This is a genomic window from Microcoleus sp. B3-A4 (assembly GCF_036705385.1).
Taxonomy (GTDB): domain Bacteria; phylum Cyanobacteriota; class Cyanobacteriia; order Cyanobacteriales; family Microcoleaceae; genus Microcoleus.
On record NZ_JAUBUI010000005.1, the window covers coordinates 47,162 to 71,469 of the forward strand.

Genomic DNA, 24,308 nt, shown 5'->3' on the forward strand with positions numbered 1-24,308 from the left:
CTTGTCAGTATCCCGGACTGGTTAAGGTGAGGCGTGAGGGCGCGAGCACGCCTTCACCCTCTGCCAGTTGCGTAAGTTTTGAACTAATAATTAATGACTAATGACTAATGATTATCTTCCTCCGACGACGACATTTTTAATCCGCAAATGGGGGCCGCCGACACTTACGGGCAAACCACTCTGGCCATTTTTACCGCAACCGCCGTAGGCATAAACCGAGTCGTTTCCTATCGACTCAATATCCTTTAACGTCTGAAATACATTGCCGCTTAAAGTGACATCGCTGACCGGTTCGGCCAATTTGCCGTCGCGAATCATGAACCCTTGAGCCGCCGCAAAGGTAAACATTTCGCCGTTGGTTTGTCCTCCCAACATCCGCACTGCATACACTCCTTCGTCAATGTCAGCAACCATTTCGTCAAAAGAATGTTCGCCAGACTCGATCGCAGTATTAGTCATCCGCACCAAAGGCATAAAAGTAGCGCTCAGAGCCCGGGCATTTCCCGTCGGACTTTCGCCCATTTTGCCCGCAGTCTCGCGATTGTGCATCCGAGCGGCTAAAACTCCATTTTTAATTAAATGCTTGCACTGAGCCGGCACACCTTCGTCGTCGTATTTCAAAGTTCCCGGCAATCCCGGCACAGTTGCATCGTCAATTACATTCAATTGTTCGATCGCCACAGGCTTGCCCAAAGTCAACAATTCCTGCATTTTCGGGTTTTCGTAAATGCCGTCTGCTTCCGACAAATGCCCGAAAGCTTCGTGAATAAAAACCCCCGACAAATAAGGGTCTAAAATCACCGGATACTGACCGCCTTTCACCGATTTTGCCTCTAGTTGACCCACAGCTCGAACGGCCGCACTCTTAACACGATCTTCAATATTTGTCAACACACCGTAATCCGATCGCGAGTGAATCGACTCAAACCCTTGGCGGACGACACCGCCCTCCCCTCGGGCGATCGCTCCGAAACGGCCGGTCACGTCCAAGCGCTCTTGAGCGATGCAAGTGCCTTGAGAATTCACAAAATAAGTAATCCCAAATCTGTCGCTGTAACCTGCCATTGTCGTCTGAATCCGCGGGTCATAATCTAACAGCAACTGGTTGTAAGATTCGAGCAATTTCCGCTTTTCGGCTAGAGTAATAGAGCGCGGGTCGCGGCCCAATTCCACCGCTACATAATCTTGAATCGGAGTGACATCTGCTAGTAGAGTTTTTTCGCTGCCAACCAAACGAGACTGCACTACAGCTTCTTCAATGCGGTTTTGTAACTCATCTAAACCGTTAAAAGTTACAAAACTCCAGCCGCCTTTGTGACAGGCGCGGATGCCGCCGGCGAGACTAAAACTGCGGTTGACAGCATCTAACTGAGGGCCGCGAAAACTAATCGCAGTTGACTCGCTTTGTTCGAGGCGAACTTCTAAATAATCTACGCGATCGCGGTAAGGTGCGATCGCTTCCATCAACTGTTCTTGCATCAAATTGCCCCTATGAATGATTAGCCGTAGCGCTGAAAAAAATTATTGCTAAACCTATTTTAGCTAATAACTCCCGTCTTTCGGGTGTGCGCTCCCTCATCGGTGTGGTGCGGGAGCATGGCGCACCCTACCCGAGTAAGGGCGAGTCAACCAACTTTAGATTTTAGATTTTAGATTGATCCCTCCTGAGTCTGCGAAGGAATGAATCCGGGGGCTTATGACCACATTACTTTCTGTCAGTCGATTGTAGATTTAAAACTTTTTCCATAGAATTGATGATGAGAGGCTTGGCGATCGCCTACGTTCGGCGGGCGCCCTAAAACACAACAAACTCGCGCCCGCTTGCGAAAAGCCGGGTATGCCGAAAATCTTGCATTTGCCTAGAGAAATCAAACTAAACTAAATCTATCTAAAATATCTAAAAAATATACCTTAACCGCCGGCAGATGGAATACTTTAAGGTGAAAAAATTCCAAATTTCACCGTATTTAGCAGCAATTTCGGCATCAATAGCAATTTTGGTCGGAGTTAGCATTTTAGATCGATCGGAACAACAGCGATTTTTGCAGTACAACCGCGCTACCACGCTCGATCGGCTCAGCACAGTCCGTTCTAAGCTCGAAAGCTCTTTAAATTCGCGGCTATTTCTGATCCGGGGTTTGGTGGCTTACGTTTCCAACAACCCAAACATCACCGAAGCCGAGTTTGCAGCGACGGCGAGAATTCTGGTGGCACAGCAAACCGGCATTCGGGCCATAACTTTAGTTAAAGGCACGACGATCGCTTACATTTATCCGCAGGACGGAAATGAAGGGGTGCTCGGGGTTGACTTGACGGCGCTACCCGAACACCGACAAATGGTCAAAGATGTCATCAACACCAAAAAAAGTTTGCTTGCAGGGCCGGTGAAATTATTGGAGGGGGACATGACGTTCATCAGCCGATCGCCCATTTTTCTCACACCCTCCGGCGCCGCTCCCGAAACAGCAGTTTACTGGGGCTTGACAGGCCTGATCGTCGATAAAAATACCCTGATGCAGGAAGCAGGACTCAACGACTCCTCAGCGAACCTGCAATACTCTCTGCGGGGCAAAGACGGGAAGGGGGCATCCGGCGCAGTGTTTTTCGGTGACGGGTCAATTTTTCAGAACAGTCCCGTGCTGCTGGAAGTCACTTTGCCCAACGGTTCCTGGCAGTTGGCAGCAATTCCGGCGGGGGGATGGCCTGCGAATTCCCCGTTTCGGGGGTGGCTGCTCTTTGGAGGCGGCTTGCTGGCTGTTTTTAGCGGGGTGGCGGTTTTTAGCTGGGTGTATGGCCCTGCGAAGCTGCGGGCAAGCGAAGCTAAGTACCGGCAATTGGTTGAGAATGCTAACAGCATTATTGTGCAGTTAGACAGTGAAGGCAAGATTACTTTTTTTAACGAGTTTGCTGAAGCTTTTTTCGGGTATTCAGAAGCAGAAATCATCGGCAAAAGTGCGATCGGCACTATTATACCGAAAACAGATTTATCAAAAAGTGACCTCGCGGCAATCATTAGAGACTTTTTGGCACAGCCAGAAAAATACTTCCAAAACGAAAATGAAAATATCCGCAGCAATGGAGAAAGGGTGTGGATAGCGTGGACAAATAAACCTTTACTAGATGCGAAGGGAAATTTGGCAGGACTGCTTTGTATCGGGACGGATATTAGCGATCGCGTCTTAGCAGAAGCCGCGCTGCTTGAGAGCGAATCTCGCTATCGGGCAATTATTGAAGACCAAACCGAACTGATTTGCCGTTTCTTGCCGAGCGGAGTTTTGACTTTTGTCAACGATGCCTACTGCCGCTATTTCAATAAATCGCGATCGGATTTGGAGGGCCATACTTTTATGCCCTTAATGCCGGCCGAAGACCAAGAAATTCTCAGCCGCAGTTTCAGTTCTCTAAGCCTAGAAAACCCCGTCGTTACCTGTGAACACCGCGTCGTTCTCGAAACAGGGGAAACTCGCTGGCACCAGTGGACGAATCGGGGGATTTTTGACAGTACGGGCAGCTTGATTGAGTGTCAAGGAGTGGGGCGCGACATTAGCGATCGCAAACAAGCTGAAATCGCCCTGCAAGCTTCTGAATCCGAACTTCGAGCTTTGTTTGCTGCAATGAACGATGTAATTTTGGTGATTGATATTGAAGGACGCTACCTGAAAATTGCCCCGACAAATCCCGGACTTTTATATAAACCACCTGCTGAACTTGTCGGTCAAAAAATTAGCGATTTATTCGCTCCAGAAAAGGGAGACTTTTTTCTGGAGCAAATCCGCACCGCCCTCGCTACAAATCAAACCTCTACTTTTGAATATAACCTGGAAATTACCAGCGTACAAAAGTGGTTTGCTGCTACCATTTCGCCAATGAAAGAAAAAACGGTTCTGTGGGTAGCCCGCGACATTACAGAGCGCAAGCAAGCTGAAAATTGGTTAAGCGGTCAGAAACAAATTTTAGAAATGATTGCTAAGGGCGCAACTCTTGGCGAGACTTTAAATACTTTAGTTAAAATTATCGAGCAGCAATCTAGAGATGTCATCGGTTCGATATTGCTTCTAGCTCCAGATGGCGAACATTTACTGCACGGAGCCGCGCCCAGTTTGCCCAACAGTTACAATGCTGCTATTCATGGCATAGCCCTCGGCCCGGATGTCGGTTCCTGCGGCACTGCTGCCTTTAGTCGCCAACAGGTGCTCGTTACAGATATTGCCAGCGATCCTTTGTGGAAAAATTTTCGAGATTTAGCCTTGAGTTTTGGACTGAGAGCTTGCTTGTCTACTCCTATTTTCTCATCTCAGGGTCAAGTTTTGGGAACGTTTGGAATGTATTATTCCCAACCGCGCCACCCCCATTTTTTTGAGCTGCAATTGATAGAGGCGATCGTAAACTTAGCAGGAATTGCGATCGAACGCAACCAGGCAGAAGAAAGTCTCAAACAACTCAATCAAGAACTAGAAAATAGAGTCAAACAGAGAACAGCTCAATTGATGCAAACTGAAGAACGCTGGCAGTTAGCACTCAAAGGCAACAACGACGGCATTTGGGACTGGAACTTGCAAACAGGGGAACTATTCCTGTCCGATAGATTTAAGGAAATCACCGGATACGACGAACACAGCCAGATTCTCGATTACTTTGACGAATTGAACAGGGACACGCATCCCGACGATTTAGCCTTAGTAATGCAAGCTCTCCAAGACCATTTAAACAAGAAAACGCCGCATTACATCATCGAATACCGCTGCTGGTGCTACAACAGCGCCTACAAATGGATACTCAGTCGGGGACAAGCTTTGTGGGACGCATCTGGAAAAGCAGTCCGCATGGTTGGTTCAATTACTGACATTACGGAGCGCAAACAAGCAGAGGAAGCGCTGCGGGAAAGCGAGGCAAGATTCCAAAAGCTGTCTGCTAATTTGCCGGGAATCATTTATCAATTTTTGTTGTGTCCAGATGGCTCTTTCTGTTTTCCTTACATAAGTGCTGCTTGCCGAGAAATTTTTGAGTTAGAACCAGAAAATGTTCTAAAAAATGCGGCTTTGGTAACAGATTTAATTCATCCCGAAGACAGCCAAAGTTATGAGGAATCTGGTGCTATTTCAGCCCTAAATCTGCAACCTTGGCATTGGGAAGGACGGTTCGTGCTACCTTCGGGCAAAATTCGATGGTTTCAGATAATTTCGCGTCCTGAAGCTAAAGAAAACGGCGATATTCTTTGGGACGGCATCGCCGTTGATGTTACCAATCGCAAACAAGCGGAGTTAGCTTTGCAAGAAAGCCAGGAGTTCATTCAAAAAGTAGCATCAGCTACTCCCGGTATTTTGTATCTCTACGACTTAGAAGAACAGCGAAATATCTACACTAATACTTCAATATTCGCGCTTTTGGGCTATACCAGCGGCGAAATTAGAGCGATGGATGCGTCACTCATGCCTCAGTTAACACACCCCGAAGATTTGCCTAAAATTGTGAAACATCACGCCAGCTTTGCAGGAATTAAAGATGGCGAAATTAGGGAAATTGAGTACCGGGTGCGGGCCGGAGATGGTCAATTTTTGTGGCTGCAAAGTCGGGATACTATTTTTAGCAGGAATCCTGACGGTCAGGCTAAGGTAATAATTGGATTTTGCCAGGATATTACGACTCGCAAGCAAGCAGAGGAAGCACTGCGGCAAAGCGAGGCGCGAGAAAGAGAAAAAGCTCGAGATTTAGAGTCAGCGCTGCTGGAATTGCGCTCTACTCAAACTCAGCTCATCCAAACTGAAAAAATGTCTTCTTTAGGGCAATTAGTTGCAGGCATCGCTCACGAAATTAATAATCCCGTTAATTTCATTCACGCTAACATTGATTATCTCAACCAGTATACACAACAGTTGCTGGATCTGGTCACTCTTTACGAACAGGAGTATCCCGAACCAAATTCAAAAATTGTCGATCGCATTCAAGAGATTGATTTGGACTTCATGGCAGAGGATTTAAGAAAACTTGTGGGTTCAATGCAGGTAGGAACCGAGCGCATCCGGCAAATTGTGTTGTCCCTCAGAAATTTCTCCCGGCTGGATGAATCCGCAATGAAGCCGGTCGATATTCACGTGGGGATTGAAAGCACTTTGTTAATTTTGCAGCACCGCTTGAAGAGTCGGGACAGCCGCCCGGAAATTGAAGTAATTAAGGAGTTTGGAAAACTGCCACTGGTGGAGTGCTATGCGAGCCAACTGAATCAGGTGTTTATGAATATTATTGCTAATGGAATTGATGCTATTGAAGAACGATATCACCAGTTATCGCTTCCACAATCAGAGACAAAGAGTGGACGGATTGCTATTTCCACGAGTGTAACCCCCCAGAACACTGTTAGGGTAGAAATTTCGGACAACGGTACGGGCATTCCCGAGGGGATAGTCGATCGAATTTTTAACCCGTTTTTTACTACCAAAGCTGTGGGGAAAGGTACGGGGTTGGGAATGTCTATCGCGCACTCGATTGTGGTGGAAAAGCACAAGGGCAAGATTGAGTGCATTTCTTCCATAGGATGCGGAACGACTTTTAAGATTGAGATTCCGATCGACAAAGTGTATAAACAGTAGGGTGCACCAGTCGATTTGAGATTTGAGATTTTAGATTGACTCCACAGTGGTAGGATGCACCCGTCTATGTGAGATTTGAGAGTGACTCCACAGTGCTAGTATGCGTCAGCAGTTGTTGATTTTCAGGCGCGCGGCGATAAGCTGACTCACCCTACAACTTAAAGACTAAAATAGACGGAAGCTGCGAATGAAGCGGTGTTGCATCAAACCTTTAATTGTATAAAAATTGACATGATGGGATTAATCCTGGAAGCACTGCAAGCAATGGGACACAATGTCCGCTGGATGTCTTGGAATTTGTTTTTGGCTTTAGTACCGCTGGGCCTGAGTTTTTTGCTGTTTCGCAAACCTCGATCGCGCTGGCTGCTGTGGGGTACGGCTTTTCTCCTGGGCGCTACTTTTTTACCCAGTACGCGCTCTGTTTTAGGCTATTTGAAGCATATTGTGCAAGATGTGGGCAAAACTTACGTTTTGGGGGCGATCGCGATTACGCTAGCACTGATGGCTTTAGACATCTGGGTACTGCGGCAGCGCGGAGTTCGTTCTCTCCGCTGGTGGGGCGGTTTTTTCTGGTTTATCGCATTTTTGCCTAATGCGCCCTACGTTTTAACTGATATCATTCACCTGATTGAGCAGATTAAAGAGGGGAACTCGGTGTGGACTGTGACTCTAGCTTTGATCCCGCAGTATCTGGCGTTTATGCTGGTTGGGTTTGGGGCTTACGTGCTGTCGGTGATGAATTTGGGTTACTATTTGAAGCAACAGGGTTGGAGTAGATTTATCCTGGCAACGGAGATAACTATACACGCACTTTCGGCGATCGGCATTTATTTAGGGCGATTTATCCGCTTCAACACTTGGGACATTCTTACTAACCCCGATGCGCTAGTTAACACAGTAATGAATGATTTGATAGGCAAGCGTCCGGTTTTAGTAATGGTTGTAACTTTTGTAGTAATTACTGTTTTGTATTGGGTAATGAAACAAGTAATTTTAGGAATTAGCCAGCGATTTTACAGCAGCAAATTGCAGTCGGAGTTGTCCGGCGAAAGCGCCACTGCTTCTGATCCCATCGATTTGAGATTTTAGATTTGAGATTAAAGGATTGACTCCACAGATGAATCTAAGAGCTTGAACTAAGCTCCCAATTTTTTCTCTCCACCAGTTAACTCGGAAAACAAGTTTCCGTCTCTGGCTGAGACAAATTTTTTCGCTAAACTCCAAAATAAATTACTGCTGCAGTTTGTCACAAGACTTGATATGTTAGAACAGTCAAAGTAGTTTTGTAAACAGCAAAGATGAATCGATTTGACCGTCAGTTGTGGCAGAGATTTATTGCGATCGCTCAACCTTACTTTTATCCTTTAGAGCCTGGGGGTGGCAGAATCTTTTTAGGATTAGTAGCGATGTTGTTGATATTTCTGTTCGCTGCTATGTTTGTGGCTGTCAGTGTTGTCAGTTTGGGTGCTCAAGTCTTTTTTCCAGAGGCTTTTAACGGGGTTGCGGCTGGCTTAGCTACTTTGATCAAAGGAATTATCTACTCACCGACAATTGCGCTCGTTGGTTTAATGCTAATCCTCCCGCTGGCTGCTTTTGTCTTTTTCAGAAGCAAGTTGATACCGCGCAGGAAGCAGTGGATAATGTTAGCTCTGCTGCTATTTTTGTCCCTGTCAGTTAGCGGAATTAACGTAGTCATTAGCTATATTAGTAATTTTTTCACGACAGCACTGGCTGAAAAAGATCAGATTACTTTTTGGCGGTTTATGTGGGTTTATGCTGGAGTTTTTATTATCGGTACCCCGATAGTTGTTATTTACGGCTATACCCAAGATCAACTGGGATTGTACTGGCGAGAGTGGATGACTGATAGTTTCCTGGGTAGTTATTTTCAAAACCGCGCTTATTACGAAATCAATTCTCAGAAGGAAATCGACAATCCCGACCAGCGGATTGCTGAAGATATCAAATCTTTCACTAGCACAAGTTTAGAGTTTTTGCTGCTGATATTGGGGGCAGTTATCGATATTATTTCTTTTACAGGCATTCTGTGGTCTATTTCCAAAGGTCTTTCGATCGGACTAATTATTTATGCTGTCTTTGGCACGACAGTCATGGTATTTTTTGGCAAAAAGTTGATATTTTTGAACTTCAATCAGCTCTCCAAAGAGGCTGACTTTCGCTATGGATTGGTTCACATTCGGGACCATGCAGAATCAATTGCTTTTTACCGGGGAGAAGCACAGGAATCTGCTCAGGTAAAACACCGATTTTTAGAAGCAGTTCGGAACTTTAATTTACTAATTGGTTGGCAGCGGAATCTGGGATATTTTAGAGTGGGCTATAGATATGCAACTTATATTATTCCCTCTTTATTCCTGGCTTCTATCTACTTTGCAGGTGAGATCAGATACGGCGATATTACTCAAGCTGAATTTGCTTTTCGTCAGGTTTCAGAAGCATTTTCTTTGGTTGTATATAGGATTGAAAGCTTGAGTTTATTTGCAGCGGGGATTAATCGTCTAGCTACGTTTAATGAGTCTTTAAGAGAGGAAAAAAATGCTGTTGAACTCGAAGTCAGGACAATCGATACAGTTATAGATTCGCAGTTGACGCTGGAACACGTTACTTTAGATACTCCGAAACATCAAAAGACTTTAATTAGGGATTTATCGGTAGCCGTGTCGCCTGGAGAAGGACTATTAATTGTCGGTCAAAGCGGTGCTGGGAAGAGTTCTTTGCTGCGGGCAATTGCGGGTTTGTGGGACTCGGGAACGGGTCGTTTGGCGCGGCCGGAACTCGGAGAAATGCTGTTTTTGCCGCAGCGTCCTTATATGATTTTGGGTAGTTTGCGATCGCAACTTTTGTATCCCAATACCAGCAGCGAGGTTGATGAGGAAAAATTGCGTCGCGTTTTGGCATCAGTAAATTTAGCAGATTTGCCAGACAGATTGGGCGGTTTTGATGCGGATTTAGATTGGAGTGAGATTTTGTCGCTGGGAGAACAGCAACGTTTAGCTTTTGCTAGATTGTTATTGACGGAACCTAGATACGCTATTTTGGATGAGGCGACAAGTGCTTTAGATTTGAAGAACGAGCAACATTTATACGAGCAGTTGCAAGCCACTAAAACTACGTTTGTGAGTGTCGGTCACCGAGTGAGTTTAGTGAAATATCACCAGCAGGTTTTGGAACTGGTGGGTGATGGGAGTTGGCGGCTGCTTTCTGCCCAAGAATACCGGGCTAGTGCGACAATTTTTGGCTGATACAGCGCTGCTTTCAAAAATTGTAAATTTACCCGGTTTTTGGTTCGCGGTGGGTTGTTGTGCGGTTGGAGATTTATGGTTGGGTGCTATAATAAATTAAGCGCCGCGCCTCCACTCTACAATAGGTTTTATGGGTGGGAAATAGCAACAATTAATGCCGCTCAACTCCCCGTTCCTCATACCATCTTAGATTAAAGAATTGAAGAATAGAAGAATTAAAAAATTGAATAATTGGGAATGACTAATTGCGTATTGGTTTGGAGCTTGCCTACAGTTGCATTTTTTTTTACGGGTCTCACAATTGATAATTGGGTATAAATATCTAAAACTGCCCAAACAACAAAAAGCAAGCTGAACGTTGGTAGATTCGATTCAATTGCTCGCCCGCGAGAACTCACACAATATAATAGAAGATAGATTTTTTTAGTATAGGCGAGATTCCTACCTTGACTACTCCGATTCCTCAAAACTTTGTGCAAACGATCGCCAAACAGCGCGGCGTCACAGATGCCGAGTTAGAAACTGTGTTGATGGCTCTCGACGGTCAATCTACGGCGACGATCGCCACAAAGCTTGGCATTAGCGACATCGCCGTTCGCAAAAGACTCGGCGAAGTTTACAAAAAGTTTCAGATCGGGGGGAACGGCCCTGGAAAGCTTTCGGAATTGAGGCATCAGTTGCTGTTTTCATACCACACCGATCAGGGAACGAGCGATTTTAGTCGAAGTAAAGGCTCTCTATTGAAGATGGCGAGCCTCTCCGAGGGCTTCGCTAACGGACACCGACAGGAAGATTGGGGCCAAGCACCGGATGTTTCGGTTTTTTACGGACGGACTGAAGAATTAACTACTTTAAAGCAGTCGATAGTATCAGATAATTGTCGCCTGGTAGCGCTGCTGGGTTTGGCTGGTAGCGGCAAAACAACTCTGTCGGTGCAGTTGGCAAAACAGGTACAAAATGAGTTTGATTTTGTGATTTGGCGATCGCTGCGATCGGCACCAGCACCATCCGACTTCCTAGGCAGCTTAATTCAACTTTTTTCTAACCAACAAAAACCCGATCTACCCATCGACCTCAACAGCAAAATTTCCCGCTTGGTCGAGTATCTGCGGAAACACCGCTGTCTGGTAATTTTAGACGATTTTGAAGCGGTTCTCAGACCCGAAGAATTAGCGGGACACTACCGGGAAGGCTACGAAGGATATCGAGATTTAATTGTGCGGCTGTGTGAGGTCAATCACAATAGCTGTTTACTGCTAGTTAGTTCGGAAGAACCTACGGAACTGGCTTTGCTGGCGGGAGAAAAAGTGCGGTCTTTAAAACCTGCTATTTCCTCGGAAATAGCGCGGAAAATTTTCCAAGAAAAAGGTTTGTCGGCTCAAGATCGAGAGTTGGAAATTTTGTTGTCCCGGTACGGAGGCAATCTGTTAGCACTAAAGATTGTAGCGACAACAATTAACGAGTTTTTCGAGGGAAATGTTTTAAAGCTTTTGGAAGCAACGGCGTTATTTATTGAAGAACATATCAGCAATTTGCTGGCGCAGCAGTTCGATCGAATGTCGAGTTCCGAACAAGATATTGCCTACTGGATTGCTATTGCTCAAAGCCAGATTTCACTGGTAACTTTACGGGAGCAGATGTTGGCCAATTCATCGCTTTCCGATTTGCTAAAAAATCTCGATTCTCTGGGTCGTCGCTCGCTGATTGAAAAAATTAGTGAGGGCGGGGAAACTGTTTTTATGCTTCAGCCTTTGATCGTGCAATATGTGACAGAAAGATTAGTCGAGCAGATTCGAGCGGAGGTTTTGGAGACGGTTAAGACCCAAGGAATACAAAGAATGCGGCTGTTGAAAACTCACAAATTGAGCATCAACATTCCTAAACGGAAAGGGGATAAAGGCGAACCAAGTAGCTCTATTTTCGCATTATTAAAAAATCGCTTGCAACCGTTGTTTTTGAAGACGACAGGCTCTGAAGAACCGCTAAATATCTTGAATAAAGTTGCCTCCGATCTGGAGGAGAAATCGATTTTTGAGGTGGGATATGCTAGGGAGAATCTGGCACAAATTATTTCAGAAATTCAGCAATAAGAAAAAAGCGATCGCCCTTTGACAAAAGCGATCGCCCAATTTTCAACACAAACAGAATTCGATAAAATTATTTGACAATGCCAAAAACCGATGCAGATTCAGACCCGGTAATTTTGCCCAAAGTCGGCACTTTTGGAGCTTGGGCAAATTTGGGGAGCAAAAATCCCTTCGCATAAATCTCAGGATTGTCTTGAGCGATTTGGATGTAAGATTGGCGGACTTCTGCGTTCACCGCCACAGTCTTCGCGTCGTAGACTTGCATCGCCATGTTGGGATAAAAACCAATGCCGACAATCGGTATCAAAAAGCAAAATGCGATCGCCACTTCCCGAGGTTTAGCATCAATAAACGGTGCATCACCCGGCAAAACGCAACTATTACCGAAACAAACCGCTTCATCCAGATTGTTTCTCTGATTCTGCAAATTTAGATCCTCAAGGTCGCAAGCCGCTAGTGTCCCACAGTTGTAAAATAACTGCCGCAGCATCGAGAGCAAATAAATCGGCGTCAAAATCAGTCCAACTGCCGCCAGGAACACTGTCACCGCGCGGAAAGAACTGCTGTACATATCGCTAGTTGCGACGCCCACAAACACAGACAATTCGCTAGCAAAACCGCTCATTCCGGGGAGTGCTAAAGATGCCATGGCGCCTGCGGTAAACAAGGCAAACACTTTCGGCATGACTTTCCCAATCTCGCCCATCTCGTCCATGATCATTGTATGGGTGCGGTCGTAAGTAACGCCAGCCAGGAAAAACAATACTGAGGCGATTAAACCGTGGGAAATCATTTGCAACAGCGCCCCGTTGATTCCCAAATCCGTGAAGGAAGCAATACCCAACAACACGAATCCCATGTGAGAAATCGACGAATTCGCTAGGCGGCGCTTCATGTTCGATTGGCCGAAGGAATTCAGCGCGCCGTAGATAATGTTGACCACGCCGAGCACCGCCATAATCGGTGCAAAGTAAACGTGTGCTTGGGGAAGAAGTTCCAAATTCAGGCGAATCAGTCCGTATCCGCCCATTTTCAGCAACACACCTGCCAGAATCATCGACACGGGAGAAGATGCTTCACCGTGGGCATCAGGTAGCCAAGTGTGGAAGGGGAAAATCGCCAGTTTCACGCCGAAGGCAATCAGCAATCCCGCATAAAGCAGTAATTCTAAACCCAGTGGGTAGTCCTTCAAGCCTAGTTCTACCATGTCGAAGGTGGGGGTGCCTCCGCCGTAGAATGCCATTGCTAAGGCCGCTATCAAAATAAAGATGGAAGCGCCTGCGGTGTAAATCAAGAATTTGGTAGCTGCGTAGCGACGGTTTTGTCCGCCCCAAATCGAGATTAGCAGGTACACCGGAATTAGTTCCAGTTCCCATACTATGAACAGCAGCATGATGTCTTGGGCGACGAAAACTCCTATTTGTGCCGAGTACATCACCAGCATCAGAAAGTAAAAGAGTCGTGGCTTGCGATCGACTTCCCAGGCAGCAAAAATAGATAGAGTCGTCACCAATCCCGCCAACAGTACCAGCGGAACTGACAGTCCGTCAACGGAAACAGACCAGTTGAGACCTAAAGAAGGTATCCAGGAATATTGTTCTACGATTTGAAAACTAGAGATGCTTGGATCGTAATGTGTCCAAAACACCCAGCACATTAATACAAAATCTGCAATGCCTACGCCTAGGGCATACCAGCGCACTGTTTTGCCGTCTGTATCGGGCAGAAAAGGGATGGCGAGGGAAGCTACGAGGGGTAGGATGACAATTGCGGTCAGCCAAGGAAATTGATCCGCTATCATGATAGTGAGAAAAAATACTTAGTTGGAAGTTACCAAGATTATAATACTAAATTTAATCAAAAATTAAGATTTGTAAATTAATCTTTTTTTTAGAAAGATGGGGAGTACATCAGCTACACACAATTTGCTGCAAAAGTCAAGAAGTTTTTCAATTATTTAGTCCTTAGTTGCTGCTTAGCGGTTGACAATTACCGATGACCGCTTACCCGGTTGTCATGCAGTGCCAAACTGTGGTAAACATTCAGATCGAGATAAAGTCAAGAGTTGTTCGGCAAAAGCTTCAATTAAAGGGAGATACGCTAATTGCGATCGCCATTTTTCCGGTATACCAGATTCTCCGTAAAAAGCCCCCGCCAACTGTCCGTAAACCGCACCAGTTGTATCCGCGTCGTCGCCCAAATTCACAGCCAACAAACAGCCTTCAGCAAAAGAAGAACTGTTGTAAAATGCCCAAAGCGCCGCCTCCAAAGACTTGACAACATAACCAGTACCTTTGATTTCAGGAGGTTGTCGCCGTTTAAAAGAACCCGCCGCAATCTCATCAATCTCTGCTACCAGGGGATTTTCTGCCCAATATCCCGAAATCGGACAATATCTTTCCGAAAGCAACACATCTTTAGCAACTCCATTCACAGCCCCCGCAATTAAAGCACCAAAATAACGGCAAGCATCCACACAAGTAGCAGCAGCGTGAGTAGTTGTCGAACTTTCTCCAGATTTTTCTATGACTTCCAAAGGATTTGTAGCATAAAACAAAGGCACCGGAGCCAAGCGCATAATCGAACCATTTCCAGCAGTCCCAGCATCGGTAGAACCGCAGTAAGGTTTTCTTGTATCTTCAAACTTCCAAAGTGCTTGTTGAACCGTATTGCCAATATCAAAACATTCACCAGTGCTGCTCAAATGTCCCTCTCGCTTCCACCGCAAATATGTTTCTAACTGATGGACTGGATCGAAACCTTCTTTCTCAATCAAACTTTCAGCCAAACAAAGCGCCATCGAAGTATCGTCCGTCCACTCGCCCGGTTGCAATCGAAACGGGCCGCCGCCAACCATATCGTTAATAGGCGCAAACGTTCCAGGGCGATGGAACTCTAAAGTTGTTCCGAGAGCATCGCCCACTGCTAAACCGAGAAGACTGCCGCGATAACGTTCTATTTGCTGCATAACGTAATTGACAATTAATAATTAGTAAGCGCTAGAGCCTTCAAAATTATTTCTATCTGCATCTTATCTGCGTGTATAACAATCGATGCCCAACTTGTCAAGTTCTCTCTTTATCTCTTCTCTTAATTTTCTTTCTCTGTGTCAAGAACGCCCTCTGCAGTTCATTAAAACAAAATCTCGTTCACAATAGATACCAAATTTGTGAACTTCTCTCATTCTCTATTCAGAACTCTTAATTCTCTTTCTCTGTACCCTCTGCGCCCTCTGCGGTTCATTAAAACAAAATCTTGTTCACTAACGAAAGAGAATTGCCTTAGCTGTCGTTAAAAATAAAAAAACAAGAGTTTTCCTCCCAAATGCTGAGGCAAAAGACGAGTCAGGCTAATATTGATGTTAACCTGTCCCTACCCGATATCAAACTGTCCCATGACACCCGATGCCTCCGCCGCAGCCGCTGCTGCCGCCCCTCAATCAACACCCGAAGTCAGCTTGGATCTGCAAGTCCGACTCAAAACCGAAGATGGACAGCTACTGTTGCTACTCCCCCCCGAAACCAATAACGAACCCGCAACAGCCTCGGCCTCGACTTGGACTGAACTTTGGCAGCAGCTAAAAGTCAGGCTGAATGCAGGAGAACGCTTTTGGCAGCCAAATGCAGAAGTACAATTGATGGGGAGCGATCGACTTTTAGATATCCGCCAACTGCAAGAAATCGCTGATGCCCTCTCCGAAGTGGAACTGCAACTCAAACGAGTCCACACCAGTCGCCGTCAAACCGCCGTTGCCGCAGCTACAGCAGGCTATTGTGTAGAACAGCAGCCTCCGGTTTCTTCCCTCAATAAAGCCACTGCCGAAAAACCGCAATCGCTGGCGGAACCTTTATATTTGCAGATGACAGTGCGATCGGGCGTAGAAATTCGTCATCCAGGCACGATCGTACTTTTGGGAGACGTAAATCCAGGCGGCTCAGTCATCGCCGGAGGCGATATCCTAGTTTGGGGCCGTTTGCGGGGAGTCGTACACGCCGGTGCCGGTGGCAACACCAAAAGCGTGATTATGACCTTGCAGATGGAACCGATGGTGATTAGGATTGCTAAGTATGTTGCCAGAGGCCCAGAAACCTCACCCGCTCAGTTTTTCCCGGAAGTCGCCTATGTGACTCCTCAAGGGATTCGGATCGGTAGAGCCTCTGATTTTGACAAATCGCAGTTAGTCGGGGGTAATGAGTAATCGGTAATTGGGAATTGGTGATTGGTAATTGGGAATTGGTAATGGGTAATTTGTAATACTATTTCTCTTTAAGCCTGCACTTGATAATTTTTTCCTTGGCTAAATCAGCCACTAAAGGACGATTTAAAAATTAAGTGCAAATTCAGAGAAAATTAGTATTACACGGAGAGTTGTGAGTGTTGAGTTAATTCACTGAATAACAGATTACTGCAAAATTACCAAAAAATAATTGCTAATTATCAACCAATAATAAAATCAATTCCCAATTACCAATTCCCAATTACCAATCCCCAATTACCAATTCCCAATCACCAATTCCCAATAAATCTAAAATCGCTTATGGCTCGCATTATTGTTGTTACATCAGGGAAAGGCGGGGTAGGAAAAACCACCTCCACAGCCAATCTCGGCATGGCTTTAGCTAAGCGGGGACGCACCGTTGCTGTAATTGATGCCGATTTCGGTCTCAGAAATTTAGACTTGCTGCTGGGCTTAGAAAATCGCATTGTTTACACGGCATTAGAAGTTCTCGCTGGAGAGTGCCGATTAGAGCAAGCTTTGGTGAAAGATAAGCGGCAGCCGCGCTTGGTGCTGTTGCCGGCGGCCCAAACTCGGATGAAAGATGCCATCAGCGCCGAGCAGATGAAGCAGCTTGTGGGGATGTTGGGACCAAAATACGACTATATTTTGATCGACTCTCCTGCTGGAATTGAACAAGGCTTTCAAAATGCGATCGCCCCGGCTCAAGAAGGCATCATTGTCACCACTCCCGAAATCGCTGCTGTCCGCGATGCCGATCGAGTCATCGGGCTGCTGGAAGCCAACAACGTCAAGAAAATCAACCTGATCGTCAACCGGATCAGACCCGCAATGGTGCTGGCAAATGATATGATGTCGGTGCAAGACGTGCGGGAAATCCTCGCCATTTCGCTGTTAGGCGTCGTTCCCGACGACGAGCGCGTCATCGTTTCCACCAACCGAGGCGAACCATTAGTATTGTCGGAAACGGCCTCTTTAGCTGGAACAGCCTTCGACAATATTGCCCGCCGCTTAGAAGGCGAAAAAGTTGAATTTCTCGATCTAAATCCCCGTCCCGAAAACTTCTTTACTCGCCTCCGCAAGTTCTTAAATACTAAAATTATGTGATGTGGTTATTGGCGATCGATCTTTAACAGCAGCGACCGCATCACCAAAACTAGCCCAAAATTTCCCCCAGTGGCACCAGTTCCCAAAAAGAATGAAACTGTAGACCAGCTCCCAACCTGACGGGAATCACTGATTCCCCCATCGAAAATCGAAAATCGAAAATCGAAAATGGTATGACCTTTTCTATGCCTAACCCTTGACAAACCAGCCCGACCCATGATACACACACTTCTCGAACGACTTTTCCCGCGCACCCCTGACAACAGCCGCGACGAGGTAAAACGGCGCCTCAAACTGGTTCTAGCCCACGATCGCTCAGAACTCAGCCCCGAAATGGTTGAGTCGATGCGCCGAGAAATTCTAGAGGTGGTATCTCGCTACGTGGAAATCGATACCACCGGGTCTGAGTTCTCGCTGGAGAGCGACCAGCGAGCCACAGCACTAATTGCAAATCTCCCGATCCGGCGAGTCCGCCTCGAACATCCACCGGAGAATGTGCCCCCGAATCGGCCAGAGAATCGACCCGAATATGTACCGGAGTATGTAGTCGAAATTCTCCCCGACACTACAGAGTGATAGGGGTTGAGATTTTATTGTCAGGCAAAGAGTTCGATTAGAGCCGATCGGCATTTAAATTAAACTATAGCAACCGCTTTCGTCGGTTAGAAAATAGACTACAATTAGTAGCCATTTTTGCAGAGCGATCGCGCCGACTTTTGGGCCCAAACTGTACATTTATACCTCCTTCATCAGGTCATCCGAGCGATCGAGTTAAATGGCATGAAGAAAATCGAAGTTGCTCAAGAGTTGGGAATCCCTCGCAACACCATCGACGCCACAAGTCGATGGTATTGCATCACAGGAGACTTCCCATTACCAGGCCTTGTGGAAACGGCCTGGTAATGGTCACTGGCATCACAAAACACGGCGAAGTTCCGAGAGTTTGTCAAAATACACAAGCATAATAACCCAAGCTGAGATTACACAACTGTGGGAAGCAGGGCATGATTGCTTTGTACTCAGACAAAAAAAATAATTAAGAGTTGTAACCCCTATTGACATCGGCACAGTTAGCTAATATTCTTATTATTTAAGATTTAAAATTCTCCAACTATTTCCAGCAAAAACTTAATAAAGTTTTCCAGTCCGCGCCTCCCTCCATAACCACTTCTAATTCTAATAAAGAGGAAGATTGAATCATGGCAGTATCTCTGACAAAAGGACAACGGGTATCGCTTGAGAAAATTTCACCCGGTCTCTCAGAAGTATTCGTAGGACTGGGATGGGACGTTAAAGCTACAGACACGGGTTCTGACTTTGACCTAGACTCATCATTGTTCCTCTTAGGTGCTAACGAAAAATTAATTTCTGACAACCACTTCATTTTTTATAACAATCTCACAAGTCCAGATCCCGACAAATCAGTGCAGCACCTGGGAGATAATCTCACGGGGGCCGGCGAGGGGGATGATGAAGTTATCAAAATAAACCTCAAAAAAGTGCCTAATGATGTCCAAAAAATTCTTGTAACTGTAACCATCCATGAAGCACAGCAACGCCATCAAAATTTTGGTCAGGTGCAAAATGCCTTCGTGCGGCTCGTTAATGCCCAAACACAACAGGAAGCTGTTCGCTATGACCTGGTAGAAGATTATTCCATAGAGACAGCGCTGATCATGGCTGAACTCTACCGGAAAGACGGCGAGTGGCGTCTCAATGCAGTGGGATCAGGTTATCAAGGTGGTTTACAAGCATTACTCGATCGCTATAGCTAAAAGGTAAAACACATGGGAATTAACCTACAAAAAGGACAGCGCATCTCGCTTTCCAAAGAAGCGCCAGGGCTAACAAAACTGATGTGCGGATTAGGGTGGGATGTGGCGAAACGCTCCGGTGGAGGTTTGTTTGGGGCTTTTAGCAGTGCTCCAGATTATGACTTGGATGCCTCAGTGATTTGTTTAGATCAAAATGGCAAAGTGAATAATAATGCCAACATCATTTATTTTAGCAATCTCTCCCACCGTTCAGGAGCTATTACGCATCTAGGTGATAATCTGACTGGAGCGGGAGAGGGAGATGACGAGCAAATTCTCGTCGATTTATCTCGAATGCCCTCGCAAATTGTCAAACTGGTTTTTACAGTTAACATTTACGATTGCATTGCACGCAAGCAAGACTTCGGACAAGTTCAAAATGCGTTTGTGCGTTTGGTTAATACGTCTAATAATCAAGAACTCGCAAAATATAACCTATCAGGTTCTGAATACAAAGGCATGACGGGAATGCTCATGGCAGAAATATACAAGCATAATGATGAGTGGAAAATGGCGGCCACCGGTAACGGTGTTAAGGTTAATGGGTTACAGGAACTTGTGAAAACCTATGCTTAACAACTCCTTCGGTACATAGATGCTCCTTACTTCCTAGAATCAGAAGTGGACTACAACGATGAATACCCTTTGTTTTGTTTAAATACCTGAAGTAATCAGCGTAATTTACATGAGATGAAAAATACGTTATGTTACGAGAAAAAATTCCTACACTCAGTCAATGTCGCTGTACGATCGCCTAGACCTAACCAAACACAATCGCAAGCTAAAACTCCCCCTTTCTCAACGGCTAAACCTGACTAAACCCCCCAAACTCCGCTGTCAGAGCTGTCGTTCCCGTATCCAGCCTCAGTGGGAGTTTTGCCCTTCCTGTGGAAGAGTTCTAATTGATAATGATAGCGATTTTCGCCGTTGCATTTGGGTAGATTTATCAGGAATGGATGTCGCACCCGAAAATAAAGAAGCGATATTTTCCTTACTGATGGACGCTTTCTCCAAACTCTACGGCGCATTTAGAAGCGTCAAGGTATTTTTGACATCTGATACCCCCGATCGCAAAGAGTGGGGGGAAGATTTTACTCATGTTTATATATTCGTTGATAGCCAGCCGGTTGACTATCTCGGCGTGGCTAGCTTCCAATCGGGAATGGTTACAGATCGGGCGATTATTCGGATTGATCAAGTATTTTATGCTTCTTACAATGCCAGCCTTAGTCTCAATCAACTATCTAACTTAATTGCAAATACCATTGCCCATGAAATAGGACATACACTAGGACTCGATCATTCTGCACTTCCGACCGATGTCATGCACAATGGACTCGTTCATACTGTTCATAGCTTAATGCCTCCCTCATTTCACGCAGAGCAAATAAACTCAATGAACAATGCTATTCGCAGATATAAAGCCTTGAATAATTGATTGGCTCGAACCATAAAATAGCTGAATTTAGAGATCGAATTCCCCAGGATTAATGCCTACAGCATGGCAAGCTTCTTTGACAACCTTCTTTTCATCTTTGTCAAAATTACCATCCGCACCACCGATAATAATGCCAATTTGGATAACTGCACGACCTTGGTCTAGTTTTTTATTAAGTTTCCCTATCGCTTGGATAGCCTCAATTTTACCAAAATCGAAGTCTTGTGATAGCTTCTCACAATAAAAATCAAATTTTTGCTTCAACTCCGACGCCGGAAAAATTTGGAGTGTTTGATTGGAAATTATTAGAGCCGCCGTTTTTTGTCTTTCCTCGGTATTGATAGTGCCATCAGCAGCAGCAATCAATGCACATATTGCCATTGAGGCATCAGCAAAATCATTATTCTTAAACTTGGAAATATTGGTTTGCAGAGAATCATTGATTTGTGATACGTTCTGCTTTAATTTCTCCCAGAAAGTCATTTTTTATCCTGTTTGGTGAATGAGATATGATGTTTATGACCAGAGTCACAGTAATCTAAGCTGCTCTTAACTTGCCAAGCAATTGCCAGGTCCTGTAAGACCCATAACTTTGTCAATTACACTCCTGTAGTGTATCATGGTTCTTGAGTTTTTAGATTAATCAAGTCTATCTTCATAACTAATCGCTCTTTCACAGGTTTTTTCGTGGTCTATCTTACTTAATAATTAATCGCTCTTTCCAGAGTATCTTGTAACTGAAGTTCTAACGGTCGGTCAGAGCGAATTTTCAAACCAGGTAAATCGTGTTTGACTAACGTTTTGTCGCCTGTTTCAGCAGTTGCAGACGGCCAGAGTACCCAGCGGCTGCCAGGGGAAAGAGTGCTTAAAGTTGCAGAGTTTTGAGTCAGCCAAATTATCGGCAGTTTCGACCGATTATCGATCGCATCTTCCCCAGCATTAACCGCCGCTAAAGTTTCCAAAACTACCCGGTTCCCCGATACGAGTCCAGTCCCGGCAGTCCAAAGTTTGACGTTTAACAGGCGCTTGCTAGCATAGAAGTAAAGAGACGCAGCTACTGTCACGGCTCGTTCAAATTCTTCTGGCTGCCACGCTGCAGCGCTGTCGAGAGCAATAATAATTTGTTGACCGCCGGCTGCAACTTCTAACTCTCTCACCCGCAGTTCTCCGTAGCGGGCGCTGGTGCGCCAGTGAATCAGGCGGGTGGGGTCTCCGTGGCGGTAAGGTCTCAGGTTGCGGGTGAGGCCTTCGGTAGCAGTTTGCGATCGACTGCGATTGTAAAATTGCGGGCTGTCTTCTTGACCGATGCGATCGATCAAAGGACAAGTGCTCAACGGCAAAACTTGTGGATACACAACCGCCACCGCTTTGACTGGGCGGCTGCGTCGGCACCAAAACAACCCTAAAGGTGCCGCCGTCCTCAAGTTTACCTCTTGCCACCGATAGACCCCGCGCTGCCGGACTTCCAGATAGTATGTATCCCTGTATATACTGTTAGGCTCTATGACTTCGATCGGGCGGACCACGGGTTCTCCCAATACAAACGGCAAGATGTCTAGCACTTGCAACAGAGTCTTAGGTTGGCGGGCGCGATTTTCGATTTCTAGTTCGACGGTGATTTGATCGCCCGCACTCACCGGTTCGATCGGGCGGCGACGGACTTCCAAGGAACGGAGCGATTTTCCAGGCAGAACCGCCGCTACTCCCAACAGCGCCAAACCCCCACCGCTGAGCACGTACAGCCACCCAGACATTGTATTAGTCGCCGACCCAAAAAAGAAAACCGTCATCCCCGACAGCAGCCAACCCGCGTAGGCAGGGGTAACAGCACGATTTTCGAGCCAGTCGGCGATTTTATGACCGATGTTCATAGGAGTTTAAATTGTTAATTACTCGATCGCCCTATCAAGCCTAATTGTAAAATATTCTCAGCATTTAACACCGAATTAGCTGCGAGCGATAAGATTAGAAACCGGGCATTTTTTCGCAATAAATCACATAGACCCCGCCCAAAAATGGATACAAGCCCCCGACACTCCGTCAGGGTCGAGCCCCAAATTTTAGACTCTAGTTCCTGCTCCCAGATTAATCTGTGGAGAAAATCTAAAATCTAAAATCTAAAATCTAAAATAGACTGACTGGAGACAAAAAAATGAACCCATTAAACAATCCTACACCCCTTCAACCAGAGGCTCAAGCCCGCCGACGAACACCTCCGCCGCCTCCGCCCTTGGCTGCAACACCCGCGCCTCCTCCACCCGCGCCGAGTGCGCCCCCCGCAGCCCAGCAGCAGCGGCCTGTTGAGACACCCGTCAGTACGATCGAACAAATGGTCAGAGATGCCCATAGCGTCTCGGCTTCCGACATTCACATTCGAGTCGGCCAAGTACCTCGATTTCGGATTCGTGGCACGATGCAAGTAGCAACCGCCCACCCCAAAGTAACGCCAGAAATTTTTGAACAGTACCTAGCCGAAATTCTCACCCCCGAACAGCGAAAACAGTTTGCAACTACCAAGGAATTAGATTCAGCAATTTTTTACCCTGGCTTCGTGCGGTGTCGGCTAAACTGTTTTGAGTCCCTCAGCGGCGGTGCCATAGTATTGCGGTTGATTAGTTTGGAAATACCTACTATCGATTCCTTGAGGTTGCCAGAAGTTTTCAAAAGTATCATTTTGCGATCGCAGGGATTAATATTAGTTACCGGGCCTACAGGTTCGGGGAAATCGACAACCGTAGCTGCGATGATCGACCACCTCAATCAGATGGAGCAAAAGCACGTAGTTACAATTGAAGACCCGATCGAATTCATTCACCCTTCTAAAAAATGCTTGGTCAGCCAGCGGGAAGTCGGCTTGCATACCCACGAGTTTCAGCAGGCTTTGCGGGCCGTATTGCGTGAAGATCCGGATGTAATTCTAATCGGGGAAATGCGCGATCGCGTGACCATCAATACAGCGTTGCAAGCAGCTCAAACAGGTCACTTAGTATTGGGAACTCTCCACACTCGCAGTGCCATTAACGCTATTAACCGATTGTTGAACCTCTACCCGCCCGAGGAACAACAGGCGATGCGGATTCAAATTTGCGATTCTTTAGTAGCGGTAATTGCTCAACTTTTGCTGCCAACTGTTGACAACCGTCGGGTAGCAGTTCACGATATTTTGGTGAATACACCTGCCATGCACGATTACTTGATGAAAGGTGCTGACGATGAAGCTTTCCGATTAATGGAACATGATACTTATGAAGGAATGCAGATTATCAACCAGGGTCTTTACAAACTGGTGCTTGAAGGCAGAGTGACGATCGAAGAAGCGGCCAAAACTTCTCCCGAAGCCAGCGATTTAGACCGTCGCTTGCGAACAGGAGGCTACGATGTTGGGGACGCTCGTGGCTTTGAAGGCAGCAAAAAAGAACGCATTGTTCGCGCCTAGTAGCAGCACCCATACAGGGGTAGGCACCGCAGCACTACCCCACCCCTCAAGTAACAAGATTTTTAGCAGACGGAAATATTTGATGAAGGCTTTTCTGCGTATTTTTACTTAAAACTTAAATATATTTAGTAACAAAGAATACATTATAATTAAAGAGTAAAATGCTATAATCAATATCGAGTATATTGTTAAATTTTTTAAACGTAGACCCTACTTTACATAAACTTTAAAATTGCGTGAAAACTCGCAGGTAATTGCAAAGAAATAGTAAAGATATGTTCCGAGTATTGCCAACAATAAGCAATTTAAGTATATAGTTGTAGTGACAAATTTTGGACA

The 24,308-nt window shown here is 45.8% G+C and carries 16 protein-coding genes; 11 read left to right on the forward strand and 5 right to left on the reverse strand.

Annotated elements, in window-relative coordinates:
* Nucleotides 1-111: 111 nt before the first annotated feature.
* Nucleotides 112-1,479, reverse strand: coding sequence for a TldD/PmbA family protein (locus tag QUB33_RS04135; protein ID WP_333347628.1), 1,368 nt, complete (start codon nt 1,477-1,479; stop codon nt 112-114).
* A gap of 461 nt (nt 1,480-1,940) precedes the next feature.
* On the opposite strand from QUB33_RS04135, the gene QUB33_RS04140 reads away from it, so the two are divergent.
* The 4 genes from QUB33_RS04140 to QUB33_RS04155 all read left to right on the forward strand — a co-directional run bounded on the left by QUB33_RS04140 (nt 1,941) and on the right by QUB33_RS04155 (nt 11,940).
* Complete coding sequence (locus tag QUB33_RS04140) at nt 1,941-6,587, forward strand: PAS domain S-box protein (RefSeq protein WP_333347631.1); 4,647 nt, start codon at nt 1,941-1,943, stop codon at nt 6,585-6,587.
* 231 nt (nt 6,588-6,818) lie between these two features.
* On the forward strand, nt 6,819-7,676 hold the full coding sequence (locus tag QUB33_RS04145; protein WP_333347634.1) for a DUF1361 domain-containing protein: 858 nt from the start codon (nt 6,819-6,821) through the stop codon (nt 7,674-7,676).
* A 209-nt stretch (nt 7,677-7,885) separates the two neighbouring features.
* Nucleotides 7,886-9,850, forward strand: a complete 1,965-nt coding sequence (locus tag QUB33_RS04150) for an ABC transporter ATP-binding protein/permease (RefSeq protein WP_333347637.1) — start codon at nt 7,886-7,888, stop codon at nt 9,848-9,850.
* A 446-nt stretch (nt 9,851-10,296) separates the two neighbouring features.
* Nucleotides 10,297-11,940 (forward strand): NB-ARC domain-containing protein, encoded by a 1,644-nt coding sequence (locus QUB33_RS04155; RefSeq protein ID WP_333347639.1) that lies wholly within the window; start codon nt 10,297-10,299, stop codon nt 11,938-11,940.
* Between the two features lie 67 nt (nt 11,941-12,007).
* Here QUB33_RS04155 and QUB33_RS04160 read toward each other — a convergent pair whose 3' ends face one another.
* Entirely contained in the window at nt 12,008-13,738 is a 1,731-nt protein-coding gene (locus QUB33_RS04160; protein WP_333347642.1) for an NAD(P)H-quinone oxidoreductase subunit 4, read from the reverse strand.
* A 213-nt stretch (nt 13,739-13,951) separates the two neighbouring features.
* The gene (locus QUB33_RS04165) at nt 13,952-14,905 is read right to left on the reverse strand and encodes an ADP-ribosylglycohydrolase family protein (protein WP_333347645.1); all 954 of its coding nucleotides are present in this window, start codon (nt 14,903-14,905) and stop codon (nt 13,952-13,954) included.
* A 426-nt stretch (nt 14,906-15,331) separates the two neighbouring features.
* Between QUB33_RS04165 and minC the strand changes: the two genes are divergently transcribed.
* The 6 genes from minC to QUB33_RS04195 all read left to right on the forward strand — a co-directional run bounded on the left by minC (nt 15,332) and on the right by QUB33_RS04195 (nt 20,533).
* Nucleotides 15,332-16,135: a septum site-determining protein MinC gene (minC, locus tag QUB33_RS04170; RefSeq protein ID WP_333347648.1), complete on the forward strand. Its 804-nt coding sequence runs from the start codon at nt 15,332-15,334 to the stop codon at nt 16,133-16,135.
* 339 nt (nt 16,136-16,474) lie between these two features.
* Nucleotides 16,475-17,281, forward strand: a complete 807-nt coding sequence (gene minD / locus QUB33_RS04175; protein ID WP_333347651.1) for a septum site-determining protein MinD — start codon at nt 16,475-16,477, stop codon at nt 17,279-17,281.
* A gap of 216 nt (nt 17,282-17,497) precedes the next feature.
* Nucleotides 17,498-17,857, forward strand: coding sequence for a cell division topological specificity factor MinE (gene minE / locus QUB33_RS04180; protein ID WP_333347654.1), 360 nt, complete (start codon nt 17,498-17,500; stop codon nt 17,855-17,857).
* Nucleotides 17,858-18,480: 623 nt separating this feature from the next.
* Nucleotides 18,481-19,056, forward strand: coding sequence for a TerD family protein (locus tag QUB33_RS04185; RefSeq protein ID WP_333347657.1), 576 nt, complete (start codon nt 18,481-18,483; stop codon nt 19,054-19,056).
* A 12-nt stretch (nt 19,057-19,068) separates the two neighbouring features.
* The gene (locus QUB33_RS04190; RefSeq protein WP_333347660.1) at nt 19,069-19,671 is read left to right on the forward strand and encodes a TerD family protein; all 603 of its coding nucleotides are present in this window, start codon (nt 19,069-19,071) and stop codon (nt 19,669-19,671) included.
* A gap of 160 nt (nt 19,672-19,831) precedes the next feature.
* Nucleotides 19,832-20,533, forward strand: coding sequence for a zinc-dependent metalloprotease family protein (locus QUB33_RS04195; RefSeq protein ID WP_333347663.1), 702 nt, complete (start codon nt 19,832-19,834; stop codon nt 20,531-20,533).
* A gap of 27 nt (nt 20,534-20,560) precedes the next feature.
* On the opposite strand, the gene QUB33_RS04200 is transcribed toward QUB33_RS04195, so the two are convergent.
* On the reverse strand, nt 20,561-21,016 hold the full coding sequence (locus QUB33_RS04200; protein ID WP_333103443.1) for a TerB family tellurite resistance protein: 456 nt from the start codon (nt 21,014-21,016) through the stop codon (nt 20,561-20,563).
* A 218-nt stretch (nt 21,017-21,234) separates the two neighbouring features.
* A complete protein-coding gene (locus QUB33_RS04205; RefSeq protein ID WP_333347666.1) occupies nt 21,235-22,404 on the reverse strand; it encodes a DUF58 domain-containing protein in 1,170 nt (389 codons plus the stop codon).
* A 281-nt stretch (nt 22,405-22,685) separates the two neighbouring features.
* Here QUB33_RS04205 and QUB33_RS04210 point away from each other — a divergent pair, with 281 nt between their 5' ends.
* Nucleotides 22,686-23,969: a PilT/PilU family type 4a pilus ATPase gene (locus QUB33_RS04210; RefSeq protein WP_333347669.1), complete on the forward strand. Its 1,284-nt coding sequence runs from the start codon at nt 22,686-22,688 to the stop codon at nt 23,967-23,969.
* Nucleotides 23,970-24,308: the final 339 nt, after the last annotated feature.

Coding starts and splice junctions, on each gene's coding strand:
- QUB33_RS04135 (WP_333347628.1), bottom strand. CDS start 1,479: ATGCAAGAACAGTTGATGGAAGCGATCGCACCTTACCGCGATCGCGTA.
- QUB33_RS04145 (WP_333347634.1), top strand. CDS start 6,819: ATGATGGGATTAATCCTGGAAGCACTGCAAGCAATGGGACACAATGTC.
- QUB33_RS04150 (WP_333347637.1), top strand. CDS start 7,886: ATGAATCGATTTGACCGTCAGTTGTGGCAGAGATTTATTGCGATCGCT.
- QUB33_RS04160 (WP_333347642.1), bottom strand. CDS start 13,738: ATGATAGCGGATCAATTTCCTTGGCTGACCGCAATTGTCATCCTACCC.
- QUB33_RS04165 (WP_333347645.1), bottom strand. CDS start 14,905: ATGCAGCAAATAGAACGTTATCGCGGCAGTCTTCTCGGTTTAGCAGTG.
- minC (WP_333347648.1), top strand. CDS start 15,332: ATGACACCCGATGCCTCCGCCGCAGCCGCTGCTGCCGCCCCTCAATCA.
- minD (WP_333347651.1), top strand. CDS start 16,475: ATGGCTCGCATTATTGTTGTTACATCAGGGAAAGGCGGGGTAGGAAAA.
- minE (WP_333347654.1), top strand. CDS start 17,498: ATGATACACACACTTCTCGAACGACTTTTCCCGCGCACCCCTGACAAC.
- QUB33_RS04185 (WP_333347657.1), top strand. CDS start 18,481: ATGGCAGTATCTCTGACAAAAGGACAACGGGTATCGCTTGAGAAAATT.
- QUB33_RS04190 (WP_333347660.1), top strand. CDS start 19,069: ATGGGAATTAACCTACAAAAAGGACAGCGCATCTCGCTTTCCAAAGAA.
- QUB33_RS04195 (WP_333347663.1), top strand. CDS start 19,832: ATGTCGCTGTACGATCGCCTAGACCTAACCAAACACAATCGCAAGCTA.
- QUB33_RS04200 (WP_333103443.1), bottom strand. CDS start 21,016: ATGACTTTCTGGGAGAAATTAAAGCAGAACGTATCACAAATCAATGAT.
- QUB33_RS04205 (WP_333347666.1), bottom strand. CDS start 22,404: ATGAACATCGGTCATAAAATCGCCGACTGGCTCGAAAATCGTGCTGTT.
- QUB33_RS04210 (WP_333347669.1), top strand. CDS start 22,686: ATGAACCCATTAAACAATCCTACACCCCTTCAACCAGAGGCTCAAGCC.